Genomic DNA, 18,876 nt, shown 5'->3' with positions numbered 1-18,876 from the left:
GTAAAAATTTAAGTTAAACCCTGCGTTTGTAGTCGCACAGCACCACAACAGTGGAAAAGAACAACTAATGAAATTAACCGTGACATTGATAGGCAAGAACAAACGCATCAGGCGCAGCGTAAGCGTACGCTCGATCGTTAGTCTTACCGTTTTGTCATCTTTATTTGTGTTAGTTTCAAGCCGCTCTACCGACTCTTCCTTTGAAAATCTTGCCCGCGTTAAAATTGCTCAGAATATTCTGGAAACAGAACAGCAACAGGTAGATGACCTGACAGTGGCCACCAGTGAACAGGTGAAGGCCCTTACCGAGCAGCTTATGGCAATGCAGGGGACGCTGGATAAGATTGACGCCAAAACCCAGGTGCTGGCTAAAGCCATGGGCGTGGACGAGCCATCATTAAAAGACTTTGGCCTGGCATCAGCAACGATTACAAGCCAGCTGGAAGACGAAGAACAGCGGATATTATCGCCGATAGAAGAATTAAGCAGCCAGTTAAAGCATAAACAGCAACAACTGGCCGCCCTTGAAAGATTGGTTACCGGGCACCATATTGATGAACAGATTAGTTTGTCGGGTCGCCCGATAGAGAAAGGATGGTTATCATCCTACTATGGCATGCGTACGGATCCGTTTAGCGGACAACCGGCCATGCACAACGGATTAGACTTTGCCGGTGAAGTGGGTGACGATGTCGTCGCTACCGCGGCAGGCATTGTGACTTGGTCAGGCGATCGCTATGGTTACGGTCATCTCGTGGAAATTGAGCACGGCGATGGGCTGGTAACACGCTACGGCCATAATCAGACACTATTAGTGAATAAAGGTGATCTGGTCACGAAGGGCCAGGTGATTGCATTAATGGGGAGTACCGGTCGTTCGACGGGCGCCCATGTACACTATGAAGTCATTAAGGCTGGTCAAAAAGTCGATCCACTTCCTTACGTTTATAAAAAGTAACGTAAGCTTCTCTACCTACCAATCTAATTATTGTAACGCGACAGATTAATCTGCCGATCAGGTTTTTTTGTTTTTAGATAAATCACAGAAGTGGAAATACCAACACAATGTTTGCAAGCATTCTCAGGAAAGTATTTGGCAGTCGTAACGATCGACTATTAAAAAAACTACAAAAGCACGTCAATGCCATTAATGCGCTGGAAGCAGAATACGAAGCTCTTGATGATGCTGCGCTGAAACAAAAAACAGCCGAATTCCAGCAACGTCTGAAAGACGGTGCGAGTCTGGACGACATACTTATTGAGGCGTTCGCAGTAGTACGCGAAGCAAGTAAGCGCGTGTATGGTATGCGTCATTTTGATGTACAGATGCTGGGTGGTCAGGTATTACATTCTGGCAAGATTGCTGAGATGCGTACCGGTGAAGGTAAAACCCTGACCTCAACCCTGCCAACGTATCTGAATGCACTAACCGGGCGTGGTGTGCACGTTATTACGGTTAACGATTATCTGGCCAAGCGGGATGCTAACTGGAGCCGGGCGTTGTTTGAATACCTTGGCTTAACCGTTGGCTGTAATGTGCCGGGCATGGCACCGGACCAAAAGCGCGAAGCCTACCAGGCCGATATTACTTATGGTACTAACAACGAGTTTGGTTTCGATTACCTGCGTGACAATATGGCGTTTAGCCCCCAGGATCGTGTACAGCGCGAACTCTATTACGCTGTTATCGATGAAGTGGACTCCATCCTAATCGATGAGGCCCGTACACCATTAATTATCTCTGGTGCCGCCGAAGACAGTTCAGAACTGTACTTACGCATTAATCAGATCATTCCTGAACTGACCAGACAGGATAAAGAAGACGAAGAAGGTCAGCATGGCGATGGTGACTTCACCATTGATGAAAAAGCCAAGCAAATCCACCTGACGGAACACGGTCAGATTCACGTTGAAGAAATCATGAAACGTGAAGGTCTGCTCAAGGAAGAAGAATCGCTGTTCGATGCTGGTAATATCTCATTACTGCACCACGTGAACGCGGCACTACGCGCCCATAAGCTATTTACCAAAGACGTGGATTATATCGTTAAGGATGACAACATTGTTATTGTTGATGAACATACCGGGCGTACGATGGAAGGCCGCCGCTGGTCAGAAGGCCTGCACCAGGCGGTTGAAGCCAAAGAAGGTGTGAAAATTCAGAACGAAAACCAGACGCTGGCTTCCATTACATTCCAAAACTACTTCCGTCTGTACGAGAAGCTGTCTGGTATGACAGGTACGGCAGATACCGAAGCCTTCGAATTTAATCATATTTACAGCCTTGAAACGGTGGTTATTCCTACTAATCGTGCCATGGTTCGTGATGATAAAGCCGATTTAATCTATCTGACTGCCCAGGAAAAATACGATGCCATTGTGGAAGACATTCGCCGTTGCGTAAAACGTGGTCAGCCGACCCTGGTGGGTACGGTTTCGATTGAAAATTCAGAGTTGTTATCGCGCATTCTGAAGAAAGAAAAAATTCCGCATAAAGTACTTAACGCTAAATTCCACGCCCAGGAAGCCGACATTGTTGCCCAGGCGGGTCGTCCCGGTGCCGTAACCATTGCCACCAATATGGCCGGCCGTGGTACCGATATCGTGCTCGGCGGTAACTGGCAGGCTGAAGTAGACAAGCTGGAAAATCCCACCGAAGCGCAAATTCAGAAAATTAAGGATCAGTGGAAAGCCGACCACGATACCGTGCTGGCAGCCGGCGGTTTGCATATCATTGGTACCGAACGTCACGAATCACGCCGGATTGATAACCAGCTGCGTGGTCGTGCCGGTCGTCAGGGCGATCCGGGTTCGTCTCGATTCTACCTGTCGCTGGATGATGCATTAATGCGTATCTTCGCTTCTGAAAAGATGGCCAGCATGATGAAACGACTGGGTATGGAAAAAGGCGAGGCTATCGAGCACCCATGGGTAACCCGCGCTATCGAAAATGCACAGCGTAAAGTGGAAGGGCGTAACTTTGATATTCGTAAGCAACTGCTTGAATATGATGATGTTGCTAACGATCAGCGTAAGGTGATCTACGAGCAGCGTAACGAACTATTAGACGAAGCTGATATCAGTGATACCGTGCAGGCTATCCGCGAAGATGTGATTGCTGAAGTGGTAGATGAATATATTCCGCCACAGTCACTGGAAGAAATGTGGGATGTTGCCGGACTTGAACAGCGCCTGAAAGCCGACTTTGCCCTGGATGCACCGATTCAGCAGTGGCTGGATGCCGATGACAAGCTGTATGAAGAGAAGCTTCGCGAGAAGATTCTGGATGAACTGAATACGGCTTATAAGGCGAAAGAAGAAATGGTGGGGGCGCCGGTACTGCGTCAGTTTGAGAAAGCCGTAATGCTGCAAAATCTGGACAGCAACTGGAAAGAGCATCTGGCCGCCATGGACCACCTGCGTCAGGGCATTCACCTGCGTGGTTATGCGCAAAAGAACCCGAAACAGGAATACAAGCGCGAAGCCTTTGAACTGTTCTCGAATATGCTAGAAGGTCTGAAACTGGAAGTGATTACCATTCTGAGCCGCGTTCAGGTACGTGCTGAATCGGACGTTGAGAAGGTGGAAGAACAGCGTCGTCAGGCCGATGAAGTACCTAAAAGCTTCCAACATGCCGGGCCGGACGGTGAGCCCTCGGACGAAATGAGTGGTCAGCAGGCGGGCATGCGTGAAGGCCCTAAAGTAGGCCGTAATGACCCTTGTCCTTGTGGCTCGGGTAAAAAATACAAGCAGTGCCACGGTAAATTAAAATAAGCCGTTGAACTGAATTAACCTGAAAAGGCTGGTTGTACGTGGTGAGCGTACAACCGGCCTTTTTAATGAGCAAAGTAAAGGTGTCAGCCATGAGATATATAGACGTAGCCGTAGGTGTGATTTTACGTGATACACAAACTTATGTGTGCTTAAGACCTGAAGATAAACATCAGGGGGGCAAATGGGAATTTCCTGGCGGTAAAGTTGAAGCTGACGAAGCGCCCGAGGCGGCGCTGGTTCGCGAGTTACAGGAAGAGGTCGCTATAACCACCACGTTTTGTGAGCCGCTGATTTTAATTGAACATGATTACGGTGATAAATGCGTGCGCTTGCATGTGTTTACCGTGACTGGTTTTACCGGAGAGCCTACCGGAGCAGAAGGCCAGCCGGGTAAGTGGCTGGCACTGGATGCACTTCACTACGATGATTTCCCGGCCGCTAACCGGGATATCATTGATGCGCTGTTACTGGATGAACGGATTAAAAACGATAACGCTTAAGTTGCTGCTGCATGTTGCTGATCTCATCAACCAGCTGGGCGCAATTCTGCGCCACCTGGCGGGCGTAATCACTGTTTTGGCTGCCAACATCCTGGATGCTGCTTAGCCTTGTAGCGACATTTTCAGTAATACTGGCCTGATGAGCGGCCATGGTGGCGGCTTCCTGATTCAGTTCGGTTATGGTCGCAACCGCATGCAGGGATTTTTCTAATGAATCGCCAGCGTTTTGCGTCACCTGCACGGTAGAAAACGCGTTGTCTTTGTTTTGCTGCATTTTCTCAGCCGCTTCCCGGCTACCTTGCTGCAGGCGTTCAATCATTGCACGGATCTCTTCTGTGGATGTTTGGGTTCTGCTAGCCAGCGAGCGGACTTCATCGGCCACCACCGCGAAGCCTCGGCCTTGTTCACCAGCGCGGGCGGCCTCAATTGCAGCATTCAGGGCCAGTAAGTTGGTTTGCTCGGCAATATTGCGGATAACATCCATCACCCCACTGATTTGTTCACTGGCAGCGGCCAGCTCGTTTATAACCTGTACCGATGCGTCAATGTTCTGCGCCTGAGCTTCAATGTCCCTGATAGTAGCGGACAACACACTAACACTGTTGCGGGTGTCAGTATCTGCCGCGCCGGCGGCGTCATTAGATTGATTAATGTTAGATGAGACCGCTATGGCATTTTCTTGCAGCGTTGCCAGAGCTTCGCCGATAGCCTGAGTTTCGTTGGTCAGCGCAGCCACTGTAGAACTAGACTGTACCGCGGTATCGTTAAGTCCTCTGGACTGTGCCAGCATGGTATCTGTGGCCTGGTTAACCGTGCGCAGCGTAGTTTGTAGCTGCGATAGTAACTTATTAAAACCCTTGGCCATCTGGCCGAATTCGTCACTGGTACTGGCATTAAAGCGGAAAGTCAGGTCGCCTTCACCGGAGGCGAGATCGTTAACCACTTTGATAAATTCATCCAGTGGTTTACCAACCATATGGCTAATCAGGAAAAACAGAGTAGCCAGAATTGCCACACTGGCAATGACAATTTTAACCAGAACGGAAAACACAGCACTGCCGGCAAGCGCGGATTTTTCGTCAGTGGAGGCGGCCAGAATTAATTCATAACCCCAAGCTTCGAATGGGATCACTGATACATCCCAGCTGTCATTGGCGCGACTCAGCGCGTTATTAACAGTAGCGTCGTCCACATGGGTCGAGTGCATGCGCAGATTGCCTTTGCTGTCCCTGAGGGCGACAAAACCGTTTTCCAGTAGTTTACTTCTGGTGATGGCTTCTTCCAGTACCTTGAGATCCGCCGAATAGCCAACATACCAGATGCCGATAACGTCACCGGCGGCATTAAACATTGGCTCATAAGCGGTTAAATAAGGACTGCCCAGAATATCTACGGCACCATAGTAGGCCTTGCGTTGTTTAATTTGTGCCATGGCCTTGCCCTGAGGAGCCAGTTTGGTGCCAATAGCCCGCTGGCCATCTTTGATGACATTGGTACTGACACGAATAAAATCGTCACCGGTTTTGCTGAACAGGGTTGCTGTGCCGCCCATCACCGCGGTGAGGTTATCCACCAGGGTAAAATTATTAGCCTGGGGCTCATCGCCAATATACAGCTGTGTCGCGGAAGTTTGTTTTACCATGACACTGCCGCCCTGAGAAGGAACTCCCAGTTTGTTACCCCGTTCTTTTAGCAGTTTCATACTGCTTACCACACGTTCGTGCATCAATGAATCGGTAACGGTGAGGATGTTGGTTAATCTGGCTGACAGCTGTTGCTTTTGTTCATTGATTTTATCTTCCGCCTCAGAAGAGGCAGAAATCGAGGTAATAATGGCAATCACCACCGAGAAAGCGGCTATCACCACCGTAATAGCGATTAGAAATTTACGCTGAATGGACATACTGACTCCGGCAAATAAGTATTTTGGCTGGCGTCCCTGTACAGCAACTTAAACGACTATTTTGTTTAATACTATAGTAGTGGAGATTTTAAAATCAGCTAATTATTTAACGTATTTGTTACGGTTTTTTAACGCCTGAGGCTAAACAAAAGCACTGAGCAAAGTATTGAGATAGCGACGCCCCAGCACGGTAACTTGCCAGTGCGTTGAAGTTTCGGTTAAAAGGCCGTTCTCAACCGCTTGTTGCAGCGCTTTTTGCTGTTCATAGCTAAGTGATGAGCCGGTGAAATCGGTGAAATCCTGCTTAGGACAGGGTTCTACCAGGCGAAAACGATTCATAAAAAATTCAAAGGCCAGATCGTCTGGATCAACAAGGGTACTTTGATCTAAGTAGGGTCGGTTGAGGGTCATGTAACCACGGGGATGTTTAACTTTCACGGTACGGTTAATCGTAGCCGAGTTAATATCGGTGATTTTGCCATGAGCACCACAACCGATGCCAAGATAATCACCAAAGCGCCAGTAATTCAGATTGTGACGGCACTGAAAACCGCGTTGACTGTAGCCCGAGATTTCGTATTGCTCATAGCCGGCCTGACTCAGGCGTTTGTGACCTTCATCCTGAATGTCCCAGAGAATATCATCGTCAGGCAGTTGGGGGGGCCGGGAGTAAAAAGGCGTGTTCGGCTCAATGGTTAGCTGATACCAGGATAAATGGGCTGGTTGTTGTGCCATAGCCGTAGTCAGATCGTCGAGCGCATTCTGCAGGGATTGCCCGGGCAGGCCATGCATCAGGTCGAGGTTAAAACTACCTACACCGCTTTGCTTTGCCTGGTTAATGGCAAATAGCGCCTGAGCCGGATCGTGAATTCGCCCTAATGCTTTTAAATGCGCAGCCTGAAAGCTTTGAATGCCAATGGAAAAACGATTTATACCCGCTTTGACGTAGCCGTTAAAGCGGGCGGCTTCGATGGTGCCCGGATTGGCTTCCAGCGTGATTTCAATGTCGGGCGCAAAGGGAACGCGTTTGCTGGCTTCAGATAACAAATGACCGATACTGTCGGGGCTAAATAAGCTTGGCGTACCACCCCCGATAAATATTGTCTGTACTGGCCGGTCACCGGTGATTCGGGCATCCTGCTCAAGATCAGCGAGTAAATGGGCTACGTATTCCTGTTCCGGCAGCCCGCCTTTCAGTGCATGAGAATTAAAATCACAGTAAGGGCATTTCTGCACACACCATGGAATATGGATGTACAGCCCAAGAGGTGGCGTACGCATTAAAGCCCTTGTAGCTGATTAAGGAGCTGCTGCATGGCTTTACCACGGTGACTTACGGCGTTCTTCTGTGCTTTATCCAGCTCGGCTGCCGTGCATTTAAATTCATCCACGTAGAATACCGGGTCGTAGCCAAAGCCACCTTGCCCATGCTGCTTGCGGGTGATACTGCCATGCCATTGCCCCTCGCTGATAAACGGGATAGGGTCATCACCGTGGCGCATCATGACTAACACACACTGAAAATGCGCGGCACGCGCGCTGTTATCATCACCAAGCTCAGCCAGCAGACGTTCGATATTGTCACTGTCACTGGCCTCTTCACCAGCGTAACGCGCCGAATAGATACCGGGCGCGCCGTTAAGGGCGTCTACCACCAGGCCTGAGTCATCGGCTATAGCAGGCAGGCCGGTTTCTTTGGCGGCGTGACGGGCTTTAATGATGGCATTTTCGACAAAGGTGGTGCCGGTTTCTGGTACGCTACTCACATTAAATTCGCTTTGCGGTACCACTTCAATGTTAAGCGGGGCAAACAGGCTGGCAAATTCTTTTACTTTACCAGCGTTGCCGGTGGCCAGCACAACTTTAGCGGGTAATGACATGGTGCTTATCCCTTTTTCTTTTTGGCTTTCTTGGCAGTTTTAGAAGACTTGGCTTTTTTCTTTTTGGCTTTTATCTCTGGTGCTTTGTGTTTGGGGCGCAGGCCATCAACAAAGCGCGCCTTCATTGGCTCGTCCATGTAGCGGCAAACTTTACCTATCATTTCAAAGTCATGGGCCTCAATCAGCGAAATAGCAGTGCCTTTAGCGCCGGCACGGCCGGTGCGGCCAATGCGGTGTACATAAACATCGGCTTTGCGGGGCATATCAAAGTTGATGACGTGACTGACGTTAGGCACATCAATGCCTCGGGCCGCGACATCGGTGGCCAGCAGAATATTTAACTTGCCCGATTTAAAACTGGCCAGTGCGGCGATGCGTTTGTCCTGGGGCATTTCACCTTGCAGGTAACAAACCATCAGCCCCCGTTTCTGGAGTTGCTCGCGCAGCCATTGTAACCGCTCGCGGGTTTTTACAAACACAATAGCACTGGTGATTTGCTCTTTAAGGATCTTCTCCAGCAATGCCAGTTTATGCTCCAGGTCATCCGCCAGATGATACCACTGGTGAATTTTGGCTTTTTCCCGCCGCGGCGGATCGGCTTCGATAACTTCAGGTTCGTTTAATAAATCTTCGGCGAAGTGGCGCACGCCGGCACCTTCCAGGGTGGCTGAGAACAGCATGTTTTGTTTACGCCAGCGCGCTTCAGACGCAATCTGATTCACAATGCTGGAAAAACCCATATCGAGCATGCGGTCGGCTTCGTCCAGGATCAGGCACTCAATATCGCGACAATCTGCGGTTTCCTGCTCAATGTGTTCAAACAGGCGTCCCGGTGTGGCAACCAGAATATCCAGATTCTGTGACAAGGTTTCTTTGTCGGTACCATAATTAATACCACCAGTGATAACGCCACACACGATATCGGTGTAGCGGCTAACGGCTACCGCTTGCTCATAGACCTGTAAGGCCAGCTCACGGGTAGGCGTGAGTACCAGAATACGGGTTGCTCCGGGTTGCTTGCGGGGGAAATCCAGTAAAAACTGGCAGGCTGGCAGCAAAAAGCCCAGGGTTTTCCCCGTACCGGTTGGAGCAGAGGCAAGGACATCCTTACCATCCATCGCTACCGGCACCACCATTGACTGAATGGTAGTAGGGCGGGTCAGGCCCATATCTGCCAGAGCCCGGCACAGGTCATCATCTAATTCTAATTGTTCAAAAGTCATAAAAATACGTCTGTCGCGTGAATGGCGCTATTGTAGCACTAAAACTAATAAACGCCGCGGTTTGTCGAGACCTGACTGATTCGTTGCAGGCGTTGTTCGGTTAGCTGTTGTTTGATTTGTGGGCCCTGGTAACCTGCGGCTACGATGGCTTTTACATCCACGGCGAGGGCGGCTGTCAGGGCCTGTTCAATAACTTGCTGATAAGTACTGCCTTGCTCAGGATAAAGAATAGCTGACAGCGGCATTAACTGGGTCAGTCGTTCCGGACGACGCCACACATCACAGGTGTTAAATAAGGTCATTAACCAGTCGGCCCTGGCGTAATTTTCGGGCAGCTCAGGCATAAAGCGACTCGCCAGCGATGCGGTATCTGCTACCTGGTTGGGAACTTTGATTCTGTGTTGTAATGCGCTGAGTGCGTCGTCGGCCAAGGGCCAGCAAAGTGCAGCCCAGCGTATATTTAAAGCACAGTTTGCAGCAGCCGAGCGCGCAAGGTACTCAAGTGTAGCGGGCTGCTCAGCCAGGCTGGTTAATTCCGGCATCCAGGCTTGCAAGGCGCCGCTGGCTTGAAGAATGTGCAGATAAACCTGGGGCGATGATTCCATCAGGGCGCGACGGGTTTCCTGCCACACACGCTCGGCGCTGAGGTGCAGGATATCCTCCGAGGCACTCATGGTTTGCATCAATGCCATTGTCTCAGGGGCGACCCGGAAACCTAAATAAGCATAACGTGCAGCAAAGCGTGCCACTCTGAATATTCTGAGCGGATCTTCCTTAAATGCTGGTGAAACGTGGCGAAGCAGCCGCTGATTTAAATCTGCCATACCATCATAGGGGTCGATGAGTTGCCCCTCGGCCGATTCCGCCATGGCATTAATGGTCAGGTCCCGGCGCAGCAGGTCTTCTTCTAAGGTCACATCCGGCGCAGCATGACAGCTGAATCCGGTATAGCCACCGCCGGTTTTTCGCTCGGTGCGTGCCAGTGCATATTCTTCCTGTGTTTTCGGGTGCAAGAACACCGGAAAGTCTTTGCCTACCTGAGTGAAGCCTTGTTTGATGAGCTGTTCTGCGGTTGCCCCGACGACCACCCAGTCGCGCTCGGTTACGTTTCGGTTGAGTAATTTGTCGCGAACAGCGCCGCCTACCAGATAAACCTGCATGCACAAAAAGAAATACGAAATGATAGCGCTATTATGCCTGACTAAACGCCTGAAAACACGGTCTTGTTGACTTCGACCGACAGTCTGATAGTTTACCGGACATATGGACAGTCCAGCTGATAACTCATGTTTTTACAATATTTCGGATTAACTGATAATCCGTTTTCTATAGCGCCTAACCCTGACTACCTTTATATGAGTCCGCGCCATAAAGAAGCATTGGCGCATCTTACCTTTGGTTTGCGGGAAAGCGGCGGTTTTGTGATGCTTACCGGTGAGGTGGGAACAGGTAAAACCACCGTTTCGCGTAAGTTATTACAGCAGTTACCTGATTCTACTCAGGTCGCCATGATTCTGAATCCCACGCTATCCGCCATCGAATTATTAGCCACGGTTTGTGATGAGCTGAATATAGAGACTGACCCCAATCAGGCGAGCCTGAAATATTTTACCGACAAGATTTTGAGAAAACTGGCGGACAATCATAACGCGGGCAAAAATACGGTACTGATGGTGGATGAGGCGCAGCATCTGTTACCGGAAGTGCTCGAACAACTGCGCCTGCTGACTAACTTAGAAACTAATCGTGAAAAGCTGCTTAAGGTCGTCTTAATTGGTCAGCCGGAATTACAGCAACTGCTCAAACGCAACGAGTTACGTCAGCTGGCTCAGCGTATCACCGCCCGTTATCACCTGTTGCCGCTGAATGCTGATGAAGTGAAAGCCTATGTTAACCACCGTCTGAATGTGGCCAATGGCGACGTTTCCGTATTTAGTCCGGCTACGGTACGCGTGATGTACCGGGTTACCGCCGGTATTCCGCGGGTGATTAACTTGTTGTGTGACAGAGCCCTGACACTGGCATTTACCCAGCAAAAACCGGTGGTCAAAAAGCACATCTTTCTGGCCGCGGCTGAGCAGATTCTGGGTGAAGATGTGGTGCAGCAACGTTTGCGCTCACGGCAGACACTAATCTATGCCGGTATTTTTTGTACTGCTATGGTGGGCGGTTATCTGTGGGGAATGGCATGACGCAAATCATTCCTATCGACCAGGCTCAGCCCGGCATGATGATTGTGCGGGTCACGGCGCAAAATGGCCCTGTACGTATCAACAAGTCAGGTTTAATTACCAGTGGGACCATGATTCAGGGCCTGATTGAAATGGGTGTACAGGAAATCGAGTACGATCCTGAACAAACTGTTGAAATTTGTGCGGATGAAACTTATCCAGCCAGTGAGCAAACGCCGACCCAGGCGTTATTGCGGGGGCAGTACGATACCCGCGCACAAAAAACGGATAGCGCTATCAGTGATCAGTTTAACCGCAGTTTATTTTTACCTACGGTAAACGGCCTGCCCGGACAGTGGCGACGTGCGCTGAAGCCTGCCCTAATCGGAATGCTGATGGCGATTGGTGGAACTGCTACCGGTTACACCTTAGCGGTCTTGCCTGCTACTATCACGGGCTTACTCAATCCCCCGGCATCGCCGCCCCCTCTGGTCACTACAACTCCCCAGCCAGCCCCTGTGCAACAAGATACTTCCCCGGCTGAGCAGGCTGCGGGACCTTCAGTACAGGAGGCAAATTCGCCGGATACAGCGCAAAACGAACCGTCGCAAATTGCCACGACTAAAGCTGAACCAGAACCTGAATCTACACCGGTAGAGGCTGATGACACCAGAGAAGTTGAAGTGTCACCGGAGTTAATGGCGCGTTTCAACAAAGTTCTGACCGACCTTGAGAATGAAGAGGAGCGCGGAACCACAACAACGCCCGACACCGTGGTGAATGTGCATGATGATATTCAACGTGTGGATCAGCTACCCGCCCGACTGCTGACCCGGCTACCGGCGATGGATTTTAGTGCGCATATGTATGCGTCTAATCCGCGTGACCGTTGGGTCAGGGTTAATGGTGAGGATAAAGTCGAAGGTGACTGGATCGCCGATCGCGTGCAAATCGTCAATATTGAGGCGCAGCGGGTGATTTTGCGCTTTGAAGGCGAAGTATTCAGTATGACAGCGCTCACCGATTGGTAGCGCGCCGGTCACGCTTACTTGCCTACCTGATGAATAAACACGTCGGAGAAAAACTTGGGCAGGTTGATGGCAAATTCATCCGGGCCAATACTGCTTTCAATTTCATCGCCGCCTTTGGCCAGATCGATACGCTTGATTTCCTGAAAGTGGCCGCTGTTAATACTGTAAAAAGTCATCACCTGAGGCTGTAGCAGATTGGATGAATTACGGCGACTAACAATGCCGAGTTTGCCGCTTTTCAGTTTTACCAGTGAGCCAATGGGGTAAATACCCAGTACGCCAATTAGCCGATTTACCAGAGATTGCTCCAGGCCCGTGTTTTGCGCCATGGTTTTGAGCACTCTGTTAACCGGATAGGCGTTACCAAGAGGGGCTGACATGCCTAACTGAGAAAACTCGTCAACCACTGCCGCCAGCTGTGCTAACGGTTCGATCTCCTCGCCGCTCAGTCCTTTGGGAAAACCGCTGCCATCAATTCTTTCGTGGTGCTGGCTCACTATGGTTTTAACGATTTCGGGCAGGTCATCGGTGCCATCGAGAACCTCCAGTGATTCATCTACATGGGTTTGGTACATCATTAAGTCTGAGCCAGAAAGGCGCTCTTTAGGCACACAAAGTTCTGCGGGTAGCTTAACCATACCGATATCCATCAGCAGACCAGCCAGACTGGCATACTCAACAGACTGCTTATCGTACCCGGCGGCATCGGCCAGAATAGCCATATGAATGCTGCAATTGAGTGAGTGCTCCAGCAAACAGTCGTTCCCCCGTTGCACCATGGATAAGCAAATCATGGCTGCCTGATTCTCAAACACGCATTCCAGAATATCCTGAGTTAGTGCCGTGAGCTTGTTAACATCAGCCCCTTTTCCCGTTTTCAGGTGTTCTAAAAATGACTGCTGTATAGCCATAGCCTTCTGAAACAGTTTTTCTGCGGCTTTGAGGTTGTCGGAAGTCAGCGGTGCACTGGTGGTTTCAACCAAACAAGACTTGGGATCCGCTTCGGGCTCTGGTGCGGGAGGCGCGACCGGCGCTAAGCCTTTGGTGGTATCGATTTCTACAAACTCGACGCCTTTTTGCTTTAATTGTGCAATGACCTTGTCGCTGCGAACAACGCCTTTAGACCGAATTTTTACCTTGCCGGTGTCATCAAGAACCCGATTCACATACATGCCAGGGCATAATTCATCTATGGCGATTCGTTGCAGCATGTCCTCTCCGTGTTGGATTGCTATTCAGGCTTTAATCTTGATAACTATAGCTTAACTATGGACAGATGAAATGAAAATTAGAGAATTGCCGCTTATCTGGATCAAATAAACGGCAATTAAAACAGGAGAGATTAAAGCCAGGCGGGTTGCTTGGCTTCGAAGTCTTCGATTTGACTGGTCAGCTCAAGGGTTTGACCAATCGCATCAAGCCCTTTTACCAGACTGTTTTTGTGATGCTCAGCAATCTCAAAGGGCAGCGTGGTTACACCTACAGAAACGGTTTGTGCAGGTAAATCAATGGTAATTTCCGCATTGGCATCAGCAGCCACAGCGTTAAACAACTCATCCATTTCGCTACTGCTCAGTGCAATAGGCAAAAGCTGGTTGTTCATGCAGTTACCATAAAATATATCGGCAAAGCTGGTGGCGATTACGGCTTTAAAACCAAAATCGGTTAACGCCCATGGTGCGTGTTCACGGCTTGAGCCGCAGCCAAAGTTTTCGCGGGCCAGCAAAATAGTGGCGCCAGCATGCTCGGGTTTGTTTAACACAAACTCTGGGTTTGGCTCTTTTTCTTCCAGATCCAGATAACGCCAGTCGTGAAACAGGTGCTTACCAAAGCCGGCGCGGCTAACGCTGGTCAGAAACTGTTTTGGAATAATCTGATCGGTATCGACGTTAGCCTGATCCAAGGGGCAGGCAGTGCCGGTCAGTGTGGTGATCCCGGTAGTTGTCTCGCTCATAAATTACTCCTGAAAATCTCTGACGTCGGCAAATTTACCGCGTAGGGCGGCAGCAGCAGCCATGGCCGGGCTGACCAGATGGGTGCGCGCACCACGGCCCTGACGGCCTTCAAAGTTACGGTTACTGGTTGACGCACAGCGGTCGCCTGCGGTTAACAGGTCGTCGTTCATACCCAGACACATTGAACAGCCAGGTAAACGCCATTCAAAACCGGCATCCTTAAAGATAACATCCAGCTTTTCTTCTTCGGCCTGACGTTTTACCGCCGCAGAGCCTGGGACCACAATGGCCGTTACGGAGTCTGCGACTTTGCCTTGCTTGGCAATGTGTGCAGCAGCGCGTAAATCTTCGATACGGCTGTTAGTACAAGAACCAATAAATACGTGAGAAACCGGTACATCACCGAGTTTTTCACCGGCACTCAGGCCCATATACTGTAGTGCTTTACGAGCAGACTCGCGCTCTACGCTGTCGCTGAAATCTTCTGGTGCTGGTACTGGCTCATTAACGCCGATAACCTGACCCGGGTTAGTACCCCAGGTAACCTGTGGCGTAATGTCTTTGGCTTCAAGTTCAACCACAGTGTCGAATACGGCATCATCGTCAGAATACAGGGTTTTCCAGTATTCTACTGCCGCATCCCAGTCTGCGCCTTTAGGTGCAAACTCACGACCCTGCAGGTAGTCGAAGGTGGTTTGGTCAGGCGCAATCATGCCAGCCTTGGCACCTGCTTCGATACTCATGTTGCAGATGGTCATGCGCTCTTCCATCGATAAGGCTTCGATAGCTTCACCACAATATTCAATCACGTGGGCAGTCGCGCCAGCGTGACCAATCTTACCAATGATGGCAAGGATGATATCTTTTGCCGTGATTCCCACCGCCAGCTTGCCGTTAACCTTGATTTGCATGGTTTTAGCGCGGCTTTGCTTCAGGGTTTGCGTGGCCAGTACGTGTTCAACCTGAGAGGTACCGATACCGAAGGCCAGCGCGCCAAAGGCACCGTGGGTTGCGGTGTGAGAGTCACCACATACTACGGTAAAACCTGGCAGGATTAAACCCAGTTCTGGGCCCATTACGTGGACAATCCCCTGTTTCTGGTGGCCTACCGGGAATAACTTAACGCCGTGCTCTTCGCAGTTTTCGGCCAGGGTCTGCAACTGCAGTTTATTTTGCGGACCACAGGCATCCAGTGCCAGGCTGCGGGTAGAGATAGAGTGATCCATGGTCGCAAACGTGCGATCCGGACGACGTACCTTACGGCCTTTTTCATTTAAGCCGGCAAACGCCTGCGGGCTGGTCACTTCGTGAATTAAGTGGCGGTCGATGTAGATCAGGCTGTCATCACCCATCTGGCTGATGATATGGGCCTGCCACACCTTGTCGTATAAGGTTTTAGCCATGAATAATTACTCCTGACCTAAAATAGATTTAACAATAGCATCGCCAACCTGAGAGGTGGTCGCGGCCTGATCGCGCTTGTCTGCCGGTAACAGTTCGCCAGTCAGTACACCGGCCGCCAGTACTTTTACTACTGCCTCATCGATGGCGTCAGCTGCTTCGTTCAGGTTTAAGCTGAAACGCAGCATCATGGATGCCGACAGAATTTGCGCAATCGGGTTAGCAATGCCCTGACCGGCGATATCAGGCGCCGAACCGCCAGCTGGCTCGTACATACCAAAGCCGTCTTCGTTAAGGCTGGCAGAAGGTAACAGACCCATAGAACCGGTGATCATAGCGCATTCATCAGACATAATGTCGCCGAACAGGTTAGAACACAGCATGACGTCGAACTGCGCCGGGTTTTTCACCAGCTGCATCGTCGCGTTATCAATATAGATGTGGTCCAGTGTAACTTCCGGGTAGTCTTTGGCTACTTCTTCCGTTACTTCACGCCATAAGCGGCTGCATACCAGTACGTTGGCTTTGTCTACCGAGGTAACATGCTTGCCACGTTTCATTGCAGCTTCAAAGGCACTCACTGCAATACGGCGAATTTCACGCTTTGAATAGCGCATGGTATCAAAGGCGTATTCTTCTTCGCCTTCACCTTCACGGCCTTTAGGCTGACCAAAGTAAATACCGCTGGTTAGTTCGCGCAGTACTAAAATATCTACGCCACTTGAGGCGATATCTTTACGTAGTGGTGATAAGTCTTCCAGACCTGCGTAAATCTTAGCCGGACGCAGGTTACTGAACAGGTCAAAGTGACTACGCAAGGTTAATAGCGCAGCACGTTCAGGACGCTGTTCCAGCGGCAGGGTGTCCCACTTAGGACCACCAATTGAACCAAACAAAATGGCGTCTGCCTGCTCACAACCCATCAGGGTCTTTGCTGGCAGAGCTTCGCCTTCCGTATCAATAGCATAACCACCAACAGGATAAGCAGTACGGTTAAAGGTGACGGCAAATTTTTGCTCAATGGCATCCAATACTTTATTGGCTTCCTGCATCACTTCCGGGCCGATACCGTCTCCGGCAAGTACGGCGATGTTAAACTGGCTCATTTATACTCCTGCTACGCGTTCTTGTTGGTTCTTTTGCTGATCAATCTGATCGGCTAAGTAGGTGTTATTCAATACAAAGATTAAGGCTTTGACGCCGGCTTCAACGATATCTGTTGCCAGGCCCAGGCCGTGGAAACGGCGGCCTTTATACTCAGTAATTACGCTTACTGAGGCCAGTGCGTCAGCACCTTCACCTTTTGAGTCTAATTTAAAGTCGACCACTTCCAGATCGTTGTGACCAAGCATCGACATAATGGCTTTGTAAGAGGCATCCACCGGACCGTTACCGGTTTCGCAGCGGGTGACCAGCTCGTCGCCAATTTTTAACTGCACAGTGGCGCTCGGAATAATCTCTTTTCCTGACGTTGCATGCAGATAGGTTAACTGATAGTGCGCCTGATCGTGCTTTTGCTGATCGAAAAACAGCAGCGCTTCTAAATCATAGTCGTAAACCTGACCTTTTTTATCTGCCAGATTCAGGAAAGCCGCATAAATGGCTTCCAAATCATAATCGGTGTCTTTATAGCCCAGCTCTTGTAACCGGTGCTTGATAACGTGACGACCAGAGCGTGACGTCATATTCAGGTTGTTTTTGTTAATACCTACACTCTCTGGTGTCATGATTTCATAGGTATTTTGCGCTTTTAAGACACCATCCTGATGGATACCTGATGAGTGACTAAAGGCATTAGCGCCAACAATCGCCTTATTGGCCTGCACTGGCATGTTACACAGCTGACTGACAAGCTTTGAGGTACGGCTGATTTCTTTGCTGTTAATGTTGGTTTCGAAACCTAACATGGCCTGACGGGTTTGCAGGATCATGGCGATTTCTTCCAGTGAACTGTTACCCGCACGCTCACCGATACCGTTAATGGTACATTCTACCTGACGGGCACCGTTTTCAATGGCTGCCAGCGAGTTAGCCACAGCCAGACCCAGGTCATTGTGACAGTGAACCGAGATGGTGGCCTTGTCGATGTTAGGTACGCGCTCAAATAACTGACGGATAATGCCGCCAAATTCGGTAGGGGTGGTGTAGCCAACGGTATCCGGAATGTTCACGGTGGTAGCACCCGCTGCAATAACGGCTTCTACCATGCGGGCCAGGTAACCAATTTCTGTACGGCCAGCATCTTCACAGGAAAACTCTACGTCGTCGGTATAATTACGTGCACGCTTAACTGCGGCAACCGCCATGTCTACTACGTCATCCTGGGATTTTTTAAGCTTGTTACTAACATGAATCTCGGAGGTTGCAATAAAGGTATGAATACGGAATTGTTCAGCCACTTTTAAGGCTTCGCCACAGGCATCTATATCTGCTGGCAAGGCACGGGATAACCCGGCTACCGTAGAATTTTTAATTTCTTTGGCAATCATCTGCACCGATTTGAAATCGCCCGGTGAGGAAACAGGGAAGCCAGCTTCGATGATATCAACACCAAGACGCTCGAGGGCCTGCGCGATCTGCAGTTTCTCTTTGGCACTCAAACTGGCTGATAAGGCTTGTTCGCCGTCACGCAAGGTCGTATCAAATATTTTTACCTGATTCGTCATGGCTGTCTCTCGTTGATTTTAGTTAAAAAAAAACCCGTGCTGTGCACGGGTTTTGTGTAATGAATCGCTGGTCGCAATCTACCCGTGCAATCTGGCTGCCATAAGGAGTAGAAGTGATAGAGAAAACATACGCGGCATTAATATAACCTTGTGTTTGCAGCATGTTGCGACCTTTTAATGGCGGGTAATTTACAGGCTGAGCGGTGTCAGGTCAACCATTGATTGGGATTTTCGGTATAAATTTTAGTTATAAATTACCGAATGTGGGAAAAAATAGGATAAGTCTCCTAATTCGACAGGTATTTGACCAGGAATTGTCAGTGATGGTCATAAAACTGAGATTTCTACCTGTTAAAAAGGAGCCTCTGAAAT

General features: G+C 49.8%; 15 protein-coding genes. 5 read left to right on the top strand and 10 right to left on the bottom strand.

The window, feature by feature from the left end; all coding sequences use genetic code 11:
* Positions 1–67 precede the first annotated feature (67 nt).
* From BFC17_RS19320 to mutT, 3 genes are all read left to right on the top strand, one after another.
* A complete protein-coding gene (locus tag BFC17_RS19320; RefSeq protein ID WP_070178155.1) occupies positions 68–958 on the top strand; it encodes a M23 family metallopeptidase in 891 nt (296 codons plus the stop codon).
* 107 nt (positions 959–1,065) lie between these two features.
* Positions 1,066–3,774: a preprotein translocase subunit SecA gene (gene secA / locus BFC17_RS19315; protein ID WP_070178154.1), complete on the top strand. Its 2,709-nt coding sequence runs from the start codon at positions 1,066–1,068 to the stop codon at positions 3,772–3,774.
* Positions 3,775–3,863: 89 nt separating this feature from the next.
* A complete protein-coding gene (mutT, locus tag BFC17_RS19310; RefSeq protein WP_139142147.1) occupies positions 3,864–4,274 on the top strand; it encodes an 8-oxo-dGTP diphosphatase MutT in 411 nt (136 codons plus the stop codon).
* Here mutT and BFC17_RS19305 read toward each other — a convergent pair.
* The 5 genes from BFC17_RS19305 to BFC17_RS19285 all read right to left on the bottom strand — a co-directional run bounded on the left by BFC17_RS19305 (position 4,255) and on the right by BFC17_RS19285 (position 10,440).
* Positions 4,255–6,177 (bottom strand): methyl-accepting chemotaxis protein, encoded by a 1,923-nt coding sequence (locus BFC17_RS19305; protein WP_070178153.1) that lies wholly within the window; start codon positions 6,175–6,177, stop codon positions 4,255–4,257. The two genes, mutT and BFC17_RS19305, sit on opposite strands and share 20 nt — an antisense overlap.
* A gap of 141 nt (positions 6,178–6,318) precedes the next feature.
* Positions 6,319–7,458: a radical SAM family heme chaperone HemW gene (gene hemW, locus BFC17_RS19300; RefSeq protein ID WP_070178152.1), complete on the bottom strand. Its 1,140-nt coding sequence runs from the start codon at positions 7,456–7,458 to the stop codon at positions 6,319–6,321.
* Entirely contained in the window at positions 7,458–8,057 is a 600-nt protein-coding gene (locus BFC17_RS19295; protein ID WP_070178151.1) for an XTP/dITP diphosphatase, read from the bottom strand. Before BFC17_RS19295 ends, hemW begins: the two co-directional genes overlap by 1 nt.
* Before the next feature lie 5 nt (positions 8,058–8,062).
* A complete protein-coding gene (gene srmB, locus BFC17_RS19290; protein WP_070178150.1) occupies positions 8,063–9,280 on the bottom strand; it encodes an ATP-dependent RNA helicase SrmB in 1,218 nt (405 codons plus the stop codon).
* 44 nt (positions 9,281–9,324) lie between these two features.
* The gene (locus BFC17_RS19285; RefSeq protein ID WP_070178149.1) at positions 9,325–10,440 is read right to left on the bottom strand and encodes a tRNA nucleotidyltransferase/poly(A) polymerase-related protein; all 1,116 of its coding nucleotides are present in this window, start codon (positions 10,438–10,440) and stop codon (positions 9,325–9,327) included.
* 126 nt (positions 10,441–10,566) lie between these two features.
* On the opposite strand from BFC17_RS19285, the gene BFC17_RS19280 reads away from it, so the two are divergent.
* Both BFC17_RS19280 and BFC17_RS19275 read left to right on the top strand, forming a co-directional pair.
* Positions 10,567–11,472 (top strand): ExeA family protein, encoded by a 906-nt coding sequence (locus tag BFC17_RS19280; protein WP_070178148.1) that lies wholly within the window; start codon positions 10,567–10,569, stop codon positions 11,470–11,472.
* Positions 11,469–12,482 carry a general secretion pathway protein GspB gene (locus BFC17_RS19275; protein ID WP_070178147.1) on the top strand — a complete coding sequence of 338 codons (1,014 nt, stop codon included), beginning with the start codon at positions 11,469–11,471 and terminating at the stop codon, positions 12,480–12,482. The genes BFC17_RS19280 and BFC17_RS19275 overlap by 4 nt, the downstream gene beginning before the upstream one ends.
* A 14-nt stretch (positions 12,483–12,496) precedes the next feature.
* Here BFC17_RS19275 and BFC17_RS19270 read toward each other — a convergent pair whose 3' ends face one another.
* From BFC17_RS19270 to leuA, 5 genes are all read right to left on the bottom strand, one after another.
* Positions 12,497–13,693 carry a cyclic di-GMP phosphodiesterase gene (locus BFC17_RS19270; protein WP_070178146.1) on the bottom strand — a complete coding sequence of 399 codons (1,197 nt, stop codon included), beginning with the start codon at positions 13,691–13,693 and terminating at the stop codon, positions 12,497–12,499.
* 131 nt (positions 13,694–13,824) lie between these two features.
* A complete protein-coding gene (leuD, locus tag BFC17_RS19265; protein ID WP_070178145.1) occupies positions 13,825–14,436 on the bottom strand; it encodes a 3-isopropylmalate dehydratase small subunit in 612 nt (203 codons plus the stop codon).
* Between the two features lie 3 nt (positions 14,437–14,439).
* Complete coding sequence (gene leuC, locus BFC17_RS19260) at positions 14,440–15,840, bottom strand: 3-isopropylmalate dehydratase large subunit (protein ID WP_070178144.1); 1,401 nt, start codon at positions 15,838–15,840, stop codon at positions 14,440–14,442.
* 6 nt (positions 15,841–15,846) lie between these two features.
* Positions 15,847–16,944, bottom strand: a complete 1,098-nt coding sequence (gene leuB, locus BFC17_RS19255) for a 3-isopropylmalate dehydrogenase (RefSeq protein WP_070178143.1) — start codon at positions 16,942–16,944, stop codon at positions 15,847–15,849.
* Positions 16,945–18,504: a 2-isopropylmalate synthase gene (leuA, locus tag BFC17_RS19250; protein ID WP_070178142.1), complete on the bottom strand. Its 1,560-nt coding sequence runs from the start codon at positions 18,502–18,504 to the stop codon at positions 16,945–16,947.
* Positions 18,505–18,876: the final 372 nt, after the last annotated feature.

Source organism: Marisediminitalea lipolytica (assembly GCF_001758465.1).
Classification (GTDB): Bacteria; Pseudomonadota; Gammaproteobacteria; order Enterobacterales; family Alteromonadaceae; genus Alteromonas; species Alteromonas lipolytica.
This window is presented reverse-complemented; position numbering and strand designations above follow the sequence as displayed.

Coding starts and splice junctions, on each gene's coding strand:
- BFC17_RS19305 (WP_070178153.1), bottom strand. CDS start 6,177: ATGTCCATTCAGCGTAAATTTCTAATCGCTATTACGGTGGTGATAGCC.
- secA (WP_070178154.1), top strand. CDS start 1,066: ATGTTTGCAAGCATTCTCAGGAAAGTATTTGGCAGTCGTAACGATCGA.
- mutT (WP_139142147.1), top strand. CDS start 3,864: ATGAGATATATAGACGTAGCCGTAGGTGTGATTTTACGTGATACACAA.
- hemW (WP_070178152.1), bottom strand. CDS start 7,458: ATGCGTACGCCACCTCTTGGGCTGTACATCCATATTCCATGGTGTGTG.
- leuB (WP_070178143.1), bottom strand. CDS start 16,944: ATGAGCCAGTTTAACATCGCCGTACTTGCCGGAGACGGTATCGGCCCG.
- leuA (WP_070178142.1), bottom strand. CDS start 18,504: ATGACGAATCAGGTAAAAATATTTGATACGACCTTGCGTGACGGCGAA.
- leuD (WP_070178145.1), bottom strand. CDS start 14,436: ATGAGCGAGACAACTACCGGGATCACCACACTGACCGGCACTGCCTGC.
- BFC17_RS19320 (WP_070178155.1), top strand. CDS start 68: ATGAAATTAACCGTGACATTGATAGGCAAGAACAAACGCATCAGGCGC.
- BFC17_RS19295 (WP_070178151.1), bottom strand. CDS start 8,057: ATGTCATTACCCGCTAAAGTTGTGCTGGCCACCGGCAACGCTGGTAAA.
- leuC (WP_070178144.1), bottom strand. CDS start 15,840: ATGGCTAAAACCTTATACGACAAGGTGTGGCAGGCCCATATCATCAGC.
- BFC17_RS19285 (WP_070178149.1), bottom strand. CDS start 10,440: ATGCAGGTTTATCTGGTAGGCGGCGCTGTTCGCGACAAATTACTCAAC.
- srmB (WP_070178150.1), bottom strand. CDS start 9,280: ATGACTTTTGAACAATTAGAATTAGATGATGACCTGTGCCGGGCTCTG.
- BFC17_RS19280 (WP_070178148.1), top strand. CDS start 10,567: ATGTTTTTACAATATTTCGGATTAACTGATAATCCGTTTTCTATAGCG.
- BFC17_RS19275 (WP_070178147.1), top strand. CDS start 11,469: ATGACGCAAATCATTCCTATCGACCAGGCTCAGCCCGGCATGATGATT.
- BFC17_RS19270 (WP_070178146.1), bottom strand. CDS start 13,693: ATGCTGCAACGAATCGCCATAGATGAATTATGCCCTGGCATGTATGTG.